Genomic DNA, 14,884 nt, shown 5'->3' with positions numbered 1-14,884 from the left:
TCACGAGGACCTGCCGCGGCGGGCTTTTCGGCCTCGACGCGCGGCCGCGGGAACGGCAGCAGGACCGGTTCGGTGCGGGCCCCGGTGGTCAGCGCGAACTGCAATTCGCTGACCCGGGTCCGAGCCAGGAACAGAACCGTGGCCGCCAGCACGAAAAGGCTGATCAGCCAGTGCAACCACGCCACGTTCACGCCCGTGATCGTGTTGAACGAACTCAGCAGCACCGGCCCGGCGAACCAGTAGAAGACGTTCAGCGCCACCACCGCGTACACCGCCGACAGCACGGCCGCGCTCACCCCGGTCAGCGCCTCGACCGCGAAGAAGACGCCGATGGCGGCCAGCATGAACACCGCCAGCACCAGATACCGGTTCAGCACCGGCAGACTCGCGTATCCGGCCAGCACCATGAAGCCGAGCACGAACCCGGGCAGCGCCGCCGCGAACAGCTTGCGCGGCGCACTCCACCCGCGTTCCGGATCGGCCATATCGGCCTGGTAGGCGGCCCGCGGTTTGAAGTCGAAGCAGTTCTTGGCGCAGCCCACGCACGGCTGGCAGTGATTGTTGGCGATGGTGACGAACGGCGTCTGCCCGTAGGCGCGCTGCAGCGGGAACAGTGGGCAGATGCTGCTGCACCAGCCGCTCTTGCCCTTGAACGCGACCCCGCCGGTGAAAGCGGCCAGCAGGACGGCGGAAAGCACTATGCCCGTGGCGATTCCATTGCGGTCCAGGCCCGCGACCCGCGATCCGGCGATGCCGAAGAACAGGGCGACGGCGACCAGATACCCGCGCCGCTGCATCCACACCGGCGGGGTGGCCGCGCGCGTGAAACGGAACAGCCGCGGCAACTGGTTGGTGGCGGCGAGCGGACAGGTGTTGCGCCACAGGCCCGGTGCGATCAGGAACAGCCCGGGCAGGATCGGGACGATCACCTTGAAGAACCAGAACAGTCCGGCGGCGGGCCGCACGAACAACGTGACGATCAATGCCAGATAGATCCCGATGCTCAGGAACCGCACCGTCCGCCAGACCGGCAGCGGAATCCGGCTGGGCAGTTCGGTGAAGGCGGGGAACAGATTTCGCTCCCCGGTCGGATCGATGCCGAGGACCCGGTTGGCGACCGCCACCCACCGCGGCGGGGTCACCTCCGCACCGGGCGGGCGGGGCAGCGGTCCCGAAGGACCGAGCACCGTATCGGAATGCTCGGGTTCGGCGTCATCCGCGGTGGGTGTGTGCAGCACAAGGATCTCGCTGCGGCCCAGCCGCACCACATCACCGGTGACGAGTTCGCGCCGCCCCGTCAGCGCCACCCCGTTGACGGTGGTGCCGTTGCGGCTGCCCAGGTCCACCACCGACAGCGCGGTAGGCGTCGGTACCAGCCGTAGATGCTGGCGGGAGACGCCGCCGTCGGCCAGGACGACATTGCTGCCCTCGCGGCCGAAAACGATCGGCCCGTCCAGCATCTGCCGCCGCGTGGGCCGCCCCCATTCCCGAATCTCGATTACCGGCCGCCCGGCCATGGTCCCACCCCCGTCTCCCCGCCACCGCCGATCGTGGTGCGCTCGTGCGTATATCGCCTGCGAACAGGCCCGTCATTACCCATTGCCGCCAACTCGTCAGGCGCGCTCGCGCAGGCGTTGGATGCGCACATAGCGGTAGCGCTTGCCGACCCGGCGGCACCCGGTCGCCAGCACCAGCCCCGCCGCGACACCGCCTGCCGCGCAGACGATCACTCCGAGCAGGGTGGGCTCCCGGCCCAGCAGCACCCAGGACGCACCGATCAGCGCCACGCCGAGCAGACCCATGCTGACCGCCAGCCCGACCGTCGACGCGAAACGCGCACTGCCCCGGCGCAGGGACCGCGCATTGGATTCGGCGTAGGCACCGGCGAACAGCAGGAGCAACAGCATGCCGACCGCCGTGGCCGTGGTGGTCGCGGGTTGCTCGGCCTTGGCCGCGAATCGGTAGTGCGCGGTCTCGGACCCATTGCGCGACAACGACAGATCCGCGGTCAGCGCTCCGCCGAGCACATATCGGTTCACCGGCGGCGACAGCTCCCCGGCCCCGCCTTGCAGGGCCGCGCTCTGACCGCCGGCCCTCACACCCAGCACATCCACCGACAGCTTCGCGCTGTCCGCGTCTGTTCCGGAGACAGTGATGGGGATCGGCTTGGACAGGTCGAGGTCGACCGTCTGGGCAGCAGGATCGACACCACCGATCCGAATCATCCCGGCGGGCGGCACATTCCGATCCGCCGTCCCGACACCGAGCAGCGCGGCGGCAACGGTCACCGCCGCCAGAATTCCGGCCGCCAGGAAAGGCACCCGCGGCGACGGCAGCGTGACCACCCGCTGCACCGGCACCAGGTCCGCCCGCTCGACCTCGGCCAGCCGCGCCCCACCGCGCTGAATCGGCTCCTTGGGCCGCATCCTTTCCATCGGCACGGTCGGGCCCGCGACCGGGCGACCCGGCGGACCCGGCCGGGGCCCGAATCCGGCTGGGGCACGCTGGGGTTGGGGTTCGCGACCGGGAGGCGGTCCGGGGCGTCCGGCCTGCGGGCCGGTGTGGTTCATCGGCTGCGGTGTGCGCGGCAGCGAGTCGGCGGTGGTGGAGTTCGGGTTGCGTGGCCCTCGCATCGGCGGCGGGGTGTAGGGGTCCTGGCGGCTGCCCATCGGGGGCGGAGTCTGCGGGCCGAAGGGTCCGATGCCGCGCGGGCCGCGGGAACTGCCGGTGGCCGCCGCGACGATGGTGTCCGCGCCGATCACCGGAATACCCACGGGGGTCAGCCAATTCGTGCCCCAGAAATGGGCGGCCGGTTCGGCCAGGGCGACGCCGAAGGTCTCGGCGGTCTCGAAGCGGTCGGAGGGATCGGGGGCCAGGCCGCGCATGACGGCATCGGCGATGGGCTGCGGGACGAAGGGGGCGACCTCGGTGAGCGGGACCGGCTCGCCGTAGGCGTGGGCGAAGAGCAGGGCCAGGGCGTCGGGGCCGGGCGGGAACGGGAGGACGCCCGAGAGCAGCTGGTAGAGCATGGTCGCCAGGGCGTAGACATCCGTGGCTGGCGAAAGCTGCTGGCCGCGAACCTGTTCGGGCGCGATATAGGACGGGGTGCCGATGATCTCCCCCGCACGGGTCACCAAGGTGTCCTCGCCGCCGACGATCTTGGCGATGCCGAAGTCGGTGAGCTTCAGCTGGCCGTTGGCGGCGAACATGAGATTGGACGGCTTCACGTCGCGGTGCAGGACGCCGCCGCGGTGCGCCGCGTCGAGCCCGGCCGCGCAGGACAGCGCCACCGCCAGCGCGGCGGTCGCCTCGAATCCCGCCGAGATGAAACGGTTCTCGACCGTCCCGCCGGGCAGATACTCCAGCACCAGCAGGCACATGTCGTCGTGCTCGACGTAGTCGTACACCGGCACCACGTGCGGGTGGTCGAGCGCGGCCATCACCCGCGCCTCGTCCACGAACCGCCGCCGCACCTGCATATCGTCGGCGAACTGCGACGGAATCTGCTTGATCGCGACCCGGCGGTTCAGCCCGCGATGGATCCCGGCCAGCACCACCCCGCATCCGCCGCGCCCGATCTGCCCGCCGATCTCGTACCCCGGCAGCGCCGCCCGCACCCGTGCCAGATCGGCGTCGGTCAGATTCGCCACGCTCATCGACCCGAGCCTCCGGCCGAGAAGCCCTGTCCCTCGGTCGCACCCTGTCCCTCGGTCGCACCCTGTCCCTCGGTCGCACCCTGCCCTTTGGTCGCACTCCGAATCGTCGGCTCGTCCTCGCCCAGCTCGATCGGCACCGGCACACCCTTACCCAGTTCCACACCTCGCCCGATGGTGGTCTCGCCGAATCCGCCCGGTCCCCGCAGCCGCATCACACCCGACGGGGCAGCGGTCGAATCATCCACGCCCGCAGCCGAATACCGGAACGGGTCGGAGCCCGGACCGGCCGGATGACTCACCGTCGGCGTCCCGCCCGAGTTCGGATCCATGGCCGAGGCCAGCGGGCCGTTGCCCGGATATCGACTGCCGGTGTTGATCTTCTGCGTCTCGCCGTCCATACCGGGCCGACCCGGGACGGGGAGGTCGCGGAAGGTTCCGCCGGGCTGCCCAACCGGGGCCAGATCGGGGAATGTCCCGCCGTAGGGCGGATTCGGGCCGATCGGACCGGAGTTGGGTGCCGGACCGGAGCCGGGTGGACCCATGGCTCCCGCCGGGAAGCCGACCGGCGGGCTGGCGGGGAAGCCGACGGGTGGACTGACCGGGCCCGCAGGTGTACCGGCCGGGAAGCCCAGGGCGTCGAGTTCCCTTGCGGCGGCGAGATCTTCGGGATCCAGGCCCAGATCGTCGGATTGCCCCGGCGTCGGTGAGAGGTACCCGGCCAGGAAGAACAAGGCGGCGGTCCCCCCGGCCAGCGACAGCCACAGCGCGGTACCCGGCACCCACCAGCGCGCCACCGAGGCGGTGAAACCGGTCATCAGCCCGATCCCGATCCCGGGCGCCAGCAGGCGCAGGCCGCGCTGCCAGCGATTGGCCGAAAGCCGGTGTCGCGCAACGGTCAGCGCGGCGTCGGCGATGGCCAGCGCGGTCAGCACCGCGAGGATGATGCCGAACAGTCCGTACACCGACAGCAGCGAGCCGCGCACGTCCACGACCGTGTGCACGGAGGTCAGCGCCTTCCCGTCGCCTCCGATCAACGTGAGATCGGAGCCGATGAGCCCGGTGGCCTGACCGTCGAGCCCGGCCGGATCCAACCGATAGGTCAGCTTCTCGGTCTTGCCCGCCGCGACATTCATCTCGACCGTCGTGGAATACGAGTAGAAGTTCAGCCCGAGCACGTGCCCGGCCAGATCGACCCGCCGGATCGAGACCGGATTCGCGGTGCCATTGGTCACCTCGACGACGACCAGCACCACCTTCTTGGGATCCAGGCGCACCGGATTACCGGCATTCGCACCGGCGATCGCGCGCCCGTCGACGGTCGCCTTCGCGCTCACGCCGCCCGCGGCCTGCGCGGGCGCGGCCGCGAACAGCGCTGCCAGGACCGCGAATACGGCCAGAAGTCCCGTGATCGCGGTCCGGCGCACCGACCTTCGCCCCGTAGGTCTACCGCGCTTGTGCGTGCGACCGGTCATCGTGGCCTCCGTGCGGGGAGATGGGAGATCATGCGGTGGCCGTAGAACCAGCCGCCGATCAGCAGGAAGAACAACAGGACGGTCATCGTGGCCGCGCCGCCACCGACCTGACTGACCAGCACGATGTCCAAGTCGGCGGCCAGTTTCTTACCGCACTCGGCGGTCACCTCGTGCTGACCGATCTCGGTGTCGCCCGTGGTGGTGAGAGTGGCCTCGAACCCGCCATCGGCACGGGCTTTCGTGTCACCGGCCTTGGCACCACCGATCGAGAGACGGACATCCGAGCCGGGATCGCACCCACTGCCGGTGGCCGTCACCTGTGCACCGGGCGGGACCGCAGGCGGGTTCAGCGACAAGCCTGAGTTCTGTGCGGGAGCGGGCGTGGTCACGGCGGGTGTCTTCGGTTCCGCGCTGGGCGGCACGACCTCGCTGGTCGGCGGCGGCGCGGGTGGCGTGGTTACCACAGGGGTCGTGGGAATCACCGGATTGGGTTGCGGCTGTGGCCGATTCCCGCCCGGCGGTGTGCCTCCGCCTTGATCTTTCGTTGGGCAGTTACCGCTGGCGGGCTTCGCCGAACCGTCCGGACAGTACTCGGGCTTCGGCGTGGTCGGGCAGACCCCGCTCGAGGGCTTCGCCGATCCGTCGGGGCAGTATTCGGGTTTCGGCGTCGTCGGACAAATGCCGCTGGAGGGTTTCACCGAACCGTCCGGGCAATACTCGGGTTTCGGCGTCGGGCAGGTTCCACTCGAGGGCTTCACCGAACCATCGGGGCAGTATTCCGGCTTCGGCGTCGGACATGTCCCGCTCGACGGTTTCACGGAACCGTCCGGGCAGTACTCCGGTTTCGGCGTGGGGCATGTTCCGCTGGCCGGCTTGACCGATCCGTCGGGGCAGTACTCGGGCGTCTTCGGGCAGACCCCGCTCGACGGCTTCACCGAGCCATCCGGGCAGTACTGCGGTTTCAGGCAGCCTTCGCCGGTGCATTTGCCGTCGCTGGTGCCGGAGCCGTCGCACTTGGTCGGATCGTCGCAGTGGTTGCTCTGGCCGGGCACGCCGTCGTGGGTGCCGGTGCAGTCGGTGCCGCAGCCCTGGTTCTGCGGCGGATTCACCGTTGTGGTCGGCACTTTCGCGGGTGCGTGATCCAGCGGTTGGGGAACGGATACGGTGGTGATCGGAACGGGTTGGGTGACACCCGGATTCGCCCAGCCGGTAGCGGCGGGCACGATGAGCGCGACAATTGCCGCGAGCATCAGAAAGAAATGTAGGGTCCGGGGTGAAAGCCTCACCGCGCGGACCAGTTTCGCATGCCGGTCCCCACCGGCACGCCGATCAGAGTGGGCATTTTTCTTCATCGGCGTGACCTCGCTTGTTAGATGGTAAGGCCATCAACGCCCCCGCCGCCTTGTCTATCGCGGTGATGATCACGCCCGTTCACACAGAAGACCGACCAGTCCACAAGCCGCTCACCACGCGCGACCTAGGATTGCGATATCGACTGGGACACCCCCACCGTGCCGGAGAGGACAATCGCGACCATGCATCGTTCCGCGCCGAAGAGTGACATCGACGAGTCCGCACTCGAGATCACCGCGCCGAAGACCGAGGCGGCGGGCGTCAAGGCGGTCACGGTCGCCCTGGAGCGCGCGGTCGAGGAGATGGGCGTGGTGCGCACCGCGCGCACCCTGGCCCGGGTGAATCAGCGCCACGGCTTCGACTGTCCCGGCTGCGCCTGGCCCGAACCGTCCGGCCGGCGCCGCCCGGCGGAATTCTGCGAGAACGGGGCCAAGGCCGTCGCCGAGGAGGCGACCCTACGCACCGTCACCCCCGAATTCTTCGCCGAGCACTCGATCGACGACCTCTCCGGCAAGTCCGGTTACTGGCTCGGCCAGCAGGGCCGCCTCACCCACCCGATGGTGCTGCGCGAAGGCGACACCCATTACTCCCCCATCGCCTGGGACGACGCCTACCGCCTGATCGCCGACACCCTGCGCGGCCTGGACTCCCCCGACGAGGCCGTCTTCTACACCTCCGGCCGCACCGCCAACGAGACCGCCTTCCTCTACCAGCTGCTGGTCCGCGCCTACGGCACCAACAATCTGCCCGACTGCTCCAATATGTGCCACGAGTCCTCGGGCACCGCGCTGGTCAGCTCGATCGGCATCGGCAAGGGCTCGGTGACCATCGACGACTTCTCCAAGGCCGATCTGATCATCGTGGCCGGGCAGAATCCGGGCACCAACCATCCGCGCATGCTCTCGGCGCTGGGTGAGGCGAAGGCGCACGGCGCCAAGGTCATTGCCGTGAACCCGCTGCCCGAGACCGGGCTCATCGGGTTCAAGGACCCGCAGACGGTGAAGGGCTTCACCGGCGGCATCACCATTGCCGACGACTTCCTGCAGATCCGCCTCGGCGGCGATATGGCCCTGTTCCAGGGCCTGGCCAAACTGCTGTTCGAGGCCGAGGACCGCGCGCCCGGCACCGTCGTGGACCGCGCCTTCGTGGACGCGCACACCGCGGGCTTCGCCGAATACGAGAAGCAGATGCGCGCCGTCGATCTCGGGATCGTCGAGCAGGCCACCGGCCTGACCCGCGCGGATCTCGACCGCACCGCGAAGCTGCTGGCCGAATCCAAGTCCACCATCATCTGCTGGGCCATGGGACTGACCCAGCAGGTGCACGGCGTGGCCACCATCGAGGAGGCCACCAATCTGCTGTTGCTGCGCGGCATGATCGGCAAGCCCGGCGCGGGCGTGTGCCCGGTGCGCGGGCATTCGAATGTGCAGGGCGATCGCACCATGGGCATCTGGGAGAAGATGCCCGAGACCTTCCTGGCCGCACTCGACCGCGAATTCGGCATCACCAGCCCGCGCGAGCACGGCTTCGACACCGTGAACGCCATTCGCGCCATGCGCGACGGCAAGGGCAAGGTCTTCTTCGGCATGGGCGGCAACTTCGTCTCCGCGACCCCGGATACCGAGGTCACCGAGGCGGCGCTGCGCAATTGCGCACTCACCGTGCAGGTTTCGACCAAGCTCAACCGCAGCCACGTCGTGCACGGCCGGACCGCGCTCATCCTGCCCACCTTGGGACGCACCGACGAGGACACGCAGAACGGTGTGCGCCAACAGGTTTCGGTCGAGGACTCGATGTCGATGGTGCACCTGTCCACCGGCCGCCTGACCCCGGTCAGCGATCAATTGCGCAGCGAAGTCGCCATCGTGTGCGAGCTCGCGCAGCAGCTGTTCGGCCCGGATCACTCCGTGCCCTGGGCGGAGTTCCAGCGCGACTACGACAAGATCCGCGACGCCATCGCCAATGTGGTGCCCGGCTGCACCGACTACAACGCGAAGGTCCGGGGCCGCAACGGTTTCCAGCTCCCGCACCCGCCGCGCGACGCCCGCGAATTCCGCACCGCCACCGGCAAGGCCAACTTCGCCGTCAACGACCTGCACTGGCTGCCGGTCCCCGAGGGCCGCCTCATCCTGCAGACGCTGCGCAGCCACGACCAGTACAACACCACCATCTACGGGCTCGACGACCGCTACCGCGGCATCCACAACGGGCGGCGCGTGGTCCTGGTCAACCCGGAGGACATCGCCGCGCTCGGTTTCGCCGAAGACGAACTCGTGGACGTGATCTCGGAGTTCGAGGACGGCACCGAACGCAAGGTGATCGCCTTCCGCCTGGTCGGCTACTCCACCCCGCGCGGCAATGCCGCCGCCTACTACCCGGAGACCAATCCGCTCATCCCCCTCGACCACGTGGCCGAGCGCTCCAACACACCCGTCTCCAAGGCGGTCACCATCCGCCTCGAACGCCACATCCACACCGCATGAGTAGAGTCACCGCCCGCCGCCGCACCCTGCGCATCTCCCCCACCGGCGTCATCACCCGGCCCGACACCCTGGCCGTCGAGGAACCGCTCGAAATCCGCACCGGCGGACAGTCGTTGACGGTCACCATGCGCACGCCAGGGGCCGATATCGATCTGGTGCACGGATTCCTCTACGCCGAGGGCATCATCGACACGGCCGAGGACATCGTCAGCGCCCGATACTGCGCGGGCACCGACGAGAATGGGCAGAACACCTACAACGTGCTGGATGTGCAACTGCGCAACCCGGTCCCCATCACGCCGCGCTCGTTCCTGACCAACAGCTCCTGTGGCCTCTGCGGCAAGACCGCGCTGGACGAGGTCACCACCCGCATCCGCCATGCCATCCCGGCCGGGACACCGCGCCTGGACGTCCATACGCTGGCCAAACTGCCCGCCGAACTGCGTTCCCGCCAGCAGGTTTTCGACGCCACCGGCGGCCTGCACGGCGCGGGTCTGTTCACCGCCGACGGTGTCGCACTCGCGGTGCGCGAGGACATCGGCCGCCACAATGCCGTGGACAAGCTGATCGGCTGGGCCCTGCGCGAAAACCGGCTCCCCGCACACGATCTCATCCTGATGGTGAGCGGCCGGGCCTCGTTCGAACTGGTCCAGAAGGCCGTCATGGCAGGCATCCCGGTACTGGGCGCGGTATCGGCCCCGAGCTCGCTGGCGGTGGATCTGGCCGCCGAATCCGGCCTCACCCTGATCGGTTTCCTGCGCGGCGAGACCATGAACGTCTACACCGGCGAGGACCGCCTGGCCCTGTGAGCTTGCCCGTCCCACCGGGTGAGGCTGCGGGGTCCTTTTGCGCGCCCCGGCTGTTAGGCTCCGCGATAGAACACGTTTCAATTTTGATGGGAGTCTTCCATGGCAGCGCAGCCCCGGGATGTCGTCGAGCAGTACGTGAAGCTGGTCGCCACCGGCCCCACGTCCGCGATCGTGGACCTCTACGCCGAGGACGCGGTGGTCGAGGATCCGATCGGGACCCCCGAACGCCGCGGCCACGAGGCCATCGGCGAGCTGTACAAGGCGCTGGAGAACCTCGACCGCGAGACCGAGCTGCACACCGTCAAGGTGGCGGGCAACCAGGTGGCCGCGCACTTCACCCTGGTCACCGTGTCCAACGGCCACAAGATGACCCTCTCGCCCATCGACGTGATGGAGCTGAACGACGAGGGCAAGATCATCAGCATGCGGGCCTACTGGGGACCCGAGGAGCTGAAGATGGAGCAGATCTGACCCACAGGCTTGTCCCCTCCCGCTCCCGGAATTACGGTGGCAGCACAGTGATTCGGCGAGGGCGGGAGGGCCTGTGCGGATCTCGTTACGCGGCACCGGCGACGGGGTGCGGGTCAACTTCCGGCTGGAGGTGAACCGGCGGCGCTGGATCGCCCTGTTCACCCTGCTCGGGATACTCGTCGCGATCGGACTGATCACCGGGCTGTGGGCGCTGTTCGCGCCGAGTTCGTTCTTCGACAGCTTCCCCGGGTTCGGACTGCACTGGGTGGGCGAGGACGGGCCCTACAACCATCACCTGGTCACCGATGTCGGGGCGTTCTTCCTCGCCCTGGCGGCCATCTCCGGGGCCGCCCTCTACTACCGCGACAGCGTGATCGCCCGGGTCTCCGGATTCGGCTGGCTGGTCTTCGGCGTCCCGCATCTGGTCTACCACGCCTTCCACCGCGGTGACCTCGGCACGGGCAGCTTCACTCTCGAACTGCTCTCGGCCGTGGCCATCCCGGCCCTGGGCCTGGCCGTTCTGCTGGTCTCCCCGCGCGAGCGCTTCCCGGTCCCGGAGCCAGCGCCCTTCACCGTGAAATTTCCCCGCCGGCAGCCGCCCCCGCGCCGATGAATTCTCCGCTCCCGCACCGTCGTAACAGTTAACCAACCCACACCGATTTCCGGGGTAACGGAGTAAAGGTTCAACGGCGAACCAGGGGGATCAAAGGGGATCCTCGCGACGGGCGCGATCGGTTCGCACCGACCGTCACCGACTCCAGGCTTCCGGGAACGGGAGCCCACAGGAGAACAATCATGGAACTGTCGGTCACCCAGTTCGTCACCATCGACGGTGTCTATCAGGCGCCGGGTGGACCGTCGGAAGATCCGAGCGGGGGGTTCGCGCACGGCGGCTGGTCCGCGCCCTTCGGTGACGATGCCTTCGGCGAATTCATGATCTCGGTCTTCGACCGCGTCGACGCATTCCTCCTCGGCCGCAAGACCTATGAGATCTTCGCGAGCTACTGGCCCAACCACAATCTGCCGGGCCACCCCATCGCGAACAAGCTCAACGACCTCCCGAAGTACGTCCCGACCAGCACCCTGGACCATGCCGACTGGTCCGGCACGGAACTTCTGCACGGCGACCTGGTCAAGGAAGTCACCGAACTGAAGGCCCGCCCCGGCCGTGAGCTCCAAGTGCACGGCAGCGGTGCGTTGATCCAGTCCCTGCTGGCCGCTGACCTCGTCGACACCCTGAACATCCTGACCTTCCCGGTCATCCTCGGCACCGGCAAGCGCCTGTTCCCCGAGAACGCCGTCCCCACCGCCTTCACCGTCGCGGAAACCCGCGTCACCCCGAAGGGCGTCGTCATCGCGACCTACCGCAAGGAGGGTGCGCCGACCTACGGCGACTTCGCCGACGAGTAAATAGCGGCACAACGAAACCGGCTCCGCGAGAGGGATTCTCGCGGAGCCGGTTTTGCTCGTAGCAGGGGTCTCAGGGGAAGCCCCTGAGAGCCCGAGAGTTGGTTACGCCGACTTCTCCCGGCGCTCCGGGGTCTGGCGCTTCCGCGGCACGATCGTGGGTAGCACGTTGTCGTTCACGGTGTCGGCGTTCACGACCACCTTGGCCACGTCATCCCGGCTGGGGATGTCGTACATGACCGGGAGGAGCACTTCCTCCATGATCGCGCGCAGACCACGCGCACCGGTGCCGCGCAGAATCGCCTGGTCCGCAACGGCTTCCAGCGCGTCCTGGGTGAATTCCAGGTCCACACCGTCCATTTCGAACAGGCGCACGTACTGCTTCACCAGCGCGTTCTTCGGCTCGGCCAGGATGCGGACCAGGGAGTCCTTGTCCAGGTTGGTGACCGAGGCGACGATCGGCAGACGGCCGATGAACTCGGGGATGAGGCCGAACTTGATCAGATCCTCGGGCATGACATCGGCGAAGTGATCGGCGGTGTCGATCTCCACCTTGGAGCGGACCTCCGCACCGAAACCGATGCCGCGCTTGCCGACTCGATCCTGGACGATCTTCTCGAGACCCGCGAACGCGCCCGCCACGATGAACAGCACGTTGGTGGTGTCGATCTGGATGAACTCCTGGTGCGGGTGCTTGCGGCCGCCCTGCGGCGGGACCGATGCCTGCGTGCCCTCCAGGATCTTCAGCAGCGCCTGCTGCACGCCCTCACCGGAGACGTCACGGGTGATGGACGGGTTCTCCGACTTGCGGGCGATCTTGTCGACCTCGTCGATGTAGATGATGCCGGTCTCGGCGCGCTTCACGTCGTAGTCGGCGGCCTGGATGAGCTTGAGCAGGATGTTCTCGACATCCTCGCCGACATATCCGGCCTCGGTGAGCGCGGTGGCGTCCGCGATGGCGAACGGGACGTTCAGCATCTTCGCGAGAGTCTGCGCCAGATAGGTCTTGCCACAGCCGGTCGGGCCGAGCATAAGAATATTGGACTTCATCAACTCGACCGCTTCACCGCGGGAGTCGCGCCCCTTGTCGCCCGCCTGAATTCGCTTGTAGTGGTTGTACACAGCCACGGCTAGCGTTCTCTTGGCGGCGTCCTGCCCGATCACATACTGCTCGAGAAAATCCCTGATCTCCGCGGGCTTGGGCAACTCGTCGAGCTTGACCTCGCTGGATTCGGCGAGCTCTTCCTCGATGATCTCGTTGCACAGGTCGATGCACTCGTCGCAGATGTACACCCCCGGTCCCGCAATGAGCTTCTTGACCTGCTTCTGGCTCTTTCCGCAGAACGAGCACTTCAACAGATCGCCGCCATCACCGATGCGCGCCATCTCCTGGGTCCCTACTTCCTTGTCCGCGTGCAACCGTCTGTCCCCGGTTGCCGGCGAGCTGCCTTCTTCGAGCGTAAGCCGCGACCCCTGAGTTTGCGGATCCGGCCTTTCGGCTGTGTGTATCCAAATGTGTTGGATGCAAAAGCAGAGCCGACAACCACGAGCAAAGGTCCCTAGAGTGACCGTACCCGCTTCTCGTGACCGAGGTCGACAACTTGGGCACGTTTCTCACCGGACATGTGCGTGGACTCACCCCTGCCCGGGTGGCGGGGACGCCCGGGACCTCCCGGAACCCCGCCACCCGCCCAACTCACTTCTGGGCGCTGAGCTTGCGGTACTCGAACACCGTGTCGACGATGCCGTAATCCTTGGCCTCATCGGCGGTCAGGATCTTGTCGCGGTCGGTGTCCTTGCGGATGACGTCCGCGTCCTTGCCGGTGTGGCGGGCCAGCGTGGTCTCCATGAGACGGCGCATGCGCTCGATCTCGGCGGCCTGGATCTCCAGGTCGGAGACCTGGCCCTGGATGCCGCCCGAGGTGGAGGGCTGGTGGATCAGGATGCGGGCGTTCGGCAGCGCGGCGCGCTTGCCGGGGGCGCCGGCGGCGAGCAGCACGGCCGCGGCCGAGGCGGCCTGGCCCAGGCAGACGGTGGCGACGTCGGCGCGCACGTACTGCATGGTGTCGTAGATGGCCATCAGCGCGGTGAACGAGCCACCGGGCGAGTTGATGTACATGGTGATGTCGCGGTCCGGATCAAGGGACTCCAGCACCAGCAGCTGCGCCATGATGTCGTTCGCGGAGGTGTCGTCCACCTGCGCGCCGAGGAAGATGATGCGCTCCTCGAAGAGCTTGTTGTACGGGTTCGACTCCTTGACACCGAAGCTCGAGTGCTCGACGAAGGACGGCAGGATGTAGCGGCCCTGCGGCATCTGCATCTGGTTGAGCGAGGAACCGGCGGCGCTGAAGGTGATGCCCGCGGCCCGGGGGTCGATCATGTTGGACATAGACGTCTCCAAAGTCTGGGTGGGTGAGGCTGCGGAACTAGTTGCTGCCGTTCGCCTGGCTCGCGTGGGTGATCACGTGATCGATGAAGCCGTACTCGAGGGCTTCCTGCGCGGTGAACCAGCGGTCGCGGTCGGCGTCGGCGGTCACCTGCTCGACGGACTTGCCGGTGAACTGCGACTGCAGCTCGTTCATCTCACGCTTGGTGTACGCGAACTGCTCGGCCTGAATGGCGATGTCCGCGGCCGAACCACCGATGCCCGCCGACGGCTGGTGCATCATGATCCGCGCGTGCGGCAGGGCGAAGCGCTTGCCCTTGGTGCCGGCGGCCAGCAGGAACTGTCCCATCGAGGCGGCCAGGCCCATGCCGTAGGTGGCGATATCGCACTGGGCGAATTCCATGGTGTCGTAGATCGCCATACCGGCGGTCACCGAACCACCCGGGGAGTTGATGTAGAGGTGGATGTCCTTGGTCGGATCCTCGGCCGAGAGCAGGATGATCTGCGCGCACAGCTTGTTGGCGATGTCGTCGTCGACCTGAGTGCCCAGGAAGATGATGCGCTCGCGCAGCAGGCGCTCGTACACCGAATCACTGAGGTTCAGACCAGCAGTCGCGGATGTCATGCGCACCCCTGCCTGATGAATTGTCACGGATACCTGCCCTCTCTCAACGGCTCGTAAACAAGCCCCTACTGATTCGCTGACACAAACCCTAACGAAGCAGGGCGGCACCGAACTCCCGGTACCGCCCTGCTTCGCTCACAGCGCAAACTTACGTCAACGCTTCACGTTCCGGTGTTCGGGGGCTCTTCGCGTTTTCACCGCGAGAATCCCCGGTCACCGGGT

At 67.6% G+C, this 14,884-nt stretch carries 13 protein-coding genes; 6 read left to right on the top strand and 7 right to left on the bottom strand.

The window, feature by feature from the left end:
* From ON43_RS10200 to ON43_RS10185, 4 genes are all read right to left on the bottom strand, one after another.
* Positions 1 to 1,517, bottom strand: a 1,517-nt coding sequence (locus tag ON43_RS10200; protein ID WP_040806164.1) for an FHA domain-containing protein, incomplete at its 3' end; no start/stop codon positions are given.
* Positions 1,518 to 1,613: 96 nt separating this feature from the next.
* Entirely contained in the window at positions 1,614 to 3,656 is a 2,043-nt protein-coding gene (locus ON43_RS10195; RefSeq protein WP_040806121.1) for a serine/threonine-protein kinase, read from the bottom strand.
* Positions 3,653 to 5,080 (bottom strand): YML083C domain-containing protein, encoded by a 1,428-nt coding sequence (locus tag ON43_RS44340; RefSeq protein ID WP_051178234.1) that lies wholly within the window; start codon positions 5,078 to 5,080, stop codon positions 3,653 to 3,655. The genes ON43_RS10195 and ON43_RS44340 overlap by 4 nt, the downstream gene beginning before the upstream one ends.
* A 44-nt stretch (positions 5,081 to 5,124) precedes the next feature.
* Positions 5,125 to 5,517: a hypothetical protein gene (locus tag ON43_RS10185; RefSeq protein WP_040806162.1), complete on the bottom strand. Its 393-nt coding sequence runs from the start codon at positions 5,515 to 5,517 to the stop codon at positions 5,125 to 5,127.
* 214 nt (positions 5,518 to 5,731) lie between these two features.
* Here ON43_RS10185 and ON43_RS10180 point away from each other — a divergent pair, with 214 nt between their 5' ends.
* From ON43_RS10180 to ON43_RS10155, 6 genes are all read left to right on the top strand, one after another.
* Complete coding sequence (locus tag ON43_RS10180; protein WP_040806118.1) at positions 5,732 to 6,268, top strand: hypothetical protein; 537 nt, start codon at positions 5,732 to 5,734, stop codon at positions 6,266 to 6,268.
* A gap of 395 nt (positions 6,269 to 6,663) precedes the next feature.
* The gene (locus tag ON43_RS10175) at positions 6,664 to 8,964 is read left to right on the top strand and encodes an FdhF/YdeP family oxidoreductase (RefSeq protein WP_040806161.1); all 2,301 of its coding nucleotides are present in this window, start codon (positions 6,664 to 6,666) and stop codon (positions 8,962 to 8,964) included.
* A complete protein-coding gene (fdhD, locus tag ON43_RS10170; protein WP_040806115.1) occupies positions 8,961 to 9,773 on the top strand; it encodes a formate dehydrogenase accessory sulfurtransferase FdhD in 813 nt (270 codons plus the stop codon). The genes ON43_RS10175 and fdhD overlap by 4 nt, the downstream gene beginning before the upstream one ends.
* 99 nt (positions 9,774 to 9,872) lie before the next feature.
* A complete protein-coding gene (locus ON43_RS10165; protein WP_040806112.1) occupies positions 9,873 to 10,244 on the top strand; it encodes a nuclear transport factor 2 family protein in 372 nt (123 codons plus the stop codon).
* Positions 10,245 to 10,317: 73 nt separating this feature from the next.
* The gene (locus tag ON43_RS10160; RefSeq protein WP_051178232.1) at positions 10,318 to 10,857 is read left to right on the top strand and encodes a hypothetical protein; all 540 of its coding nucleotides are present in this window, start codon (positions 10,318 to 10,320) and stop codon (positions 10,855 to 10,857) included.
* Positions 10,858 to 11,039: 182 nt separating this feature from the next.
* Complete coding sequence (locus ON43_RS10155) at positions 11,040 to 11,654, top strand: dihydrofolate reductase family protein (protein WP_218003232.1); 615 nt, start codon at positions 11,040 to 11,042, stop codon at positions 11,652 to 11,654.
* A gap of 102 nt (positions 11,655 to 11,756) precedes the next feature.
* On the opposite strand, the gene clpX is transcribed toward ON43_RS10155, so the two are convergent.
* The 3 genes from clpX to ON43_RS10140 form a co-directional block, all read right to left on the bottom strand.
* A complete protein-coding gene (gene clpX, locus ON43_RS10150; RefSeq protein ID WP_040806157.1) occupies positions 11,757 to 13,037 on the bottom strand; it encodes an ATP-dependent Clp protease ATP-binding subunit ClpX in 1,281 nt (426 codons plus the stop codon).
* 310 nt (positions 13,038 to 13,347) lie between these two features.
* Positions 13,348 to 13,971 (bottom strand): ATP-dependent Clp protease proteolytic subunit, encoded by a 624-nt coding sequence (locus tag ON43_RS10145; protein WP_033086575.1) that lies wholly within the window; start codon positions 13,969 to 13,971, stop codon positions 13,348 to 13,350.
* Positions 13,972 to 14,077: 106 nt separating this feature from the next.
* Positions 14,078 to 14,662 carry an ATP-dependent Clp protease proteolytic subunit gene (locus ON43_RS10140; protein WP_040806110.1) on the bottom strand — a complete coding sequence of 195 codons (585 nt, stop codon included), beginning with the start codon at positions 14,660 to 14,662 and terminating at the stop codon, positions 14,078 to 14,080.
* Between the last annotated feature and the right edge of the window lie 222 nt (positions 14,663 to 14,884).

The organism is Nocardia concava NBRC 100430 (genome assembly GCF_000308815.1).
GTDB lineage: Bacteria > Actinomycetota > Actinomycetes > Mycobacteriales > Mycobacteriaceae > Nocardia > Nocardia concava.
Note: the sequence above shows the minus strand (reverse complement) of the source record. Positions and strands in the feature narration are given on the sequence as shown.

Bases quoted from the DNA above. Each gene is read 5' to 3' on its own strand.
- ON43_RS10195 (WP_040806121.1), bottom strand. From the start codon at position 3,656: ATGAGCGTGGCGAATCTGACCGACGCCGATCTGGCACGGGTGCGGGCG.
- ON43_RS10175 (WP_040806161.1), top strand. From the start codon at position 6,664: ATGCATCGTTCCGCGCCGAAGAGTGACATCGACGAGTCCGCACTCGAG.
- fdhD (WP_040806115.1), top strand. From the start codon at position 8,961: ATGAGTAGAGTCACCGCCCGCCGCCGCACCCTGCGCATCTCCCCCACC.
- ON43_RS10165 (WP_040806112.1), top strand. From the start codon at position 9,873: ATGGCAGCGCAGCCCCGGGATGTCGTCGAGCAGTACGTGAAGCTGGTC.
- ON43_RS10155 (WP_218003232.1), top strand. From the start codon at position 11,040: ATGGAACTGTCGGTCACCCAGTTCGTCACCATCGACGGTGTCTATCAG.
- clpX (WP_040806157.1), bottom strand. From the start codon at position 13,037: ATGGCGCGCATCGGTGATGGCGGCGATCTGTTGAAGTGCTCGTTCTGC.
- ON43_RS10145 (WP_033086575.1), bottom strand. From the start codon at position 13,971: ATGCAGATGCCGCAGGGCCGCTACATCCTGCCGTCCTTCGTCGAGCAC.
- ON43_RS10140 (WP_040806110.1), bottom strand. From the start codon at position 14,662: ATGACATCCGCGACTGCTGGTCTGAACCTCAGTGATTCGGTGTACGAG.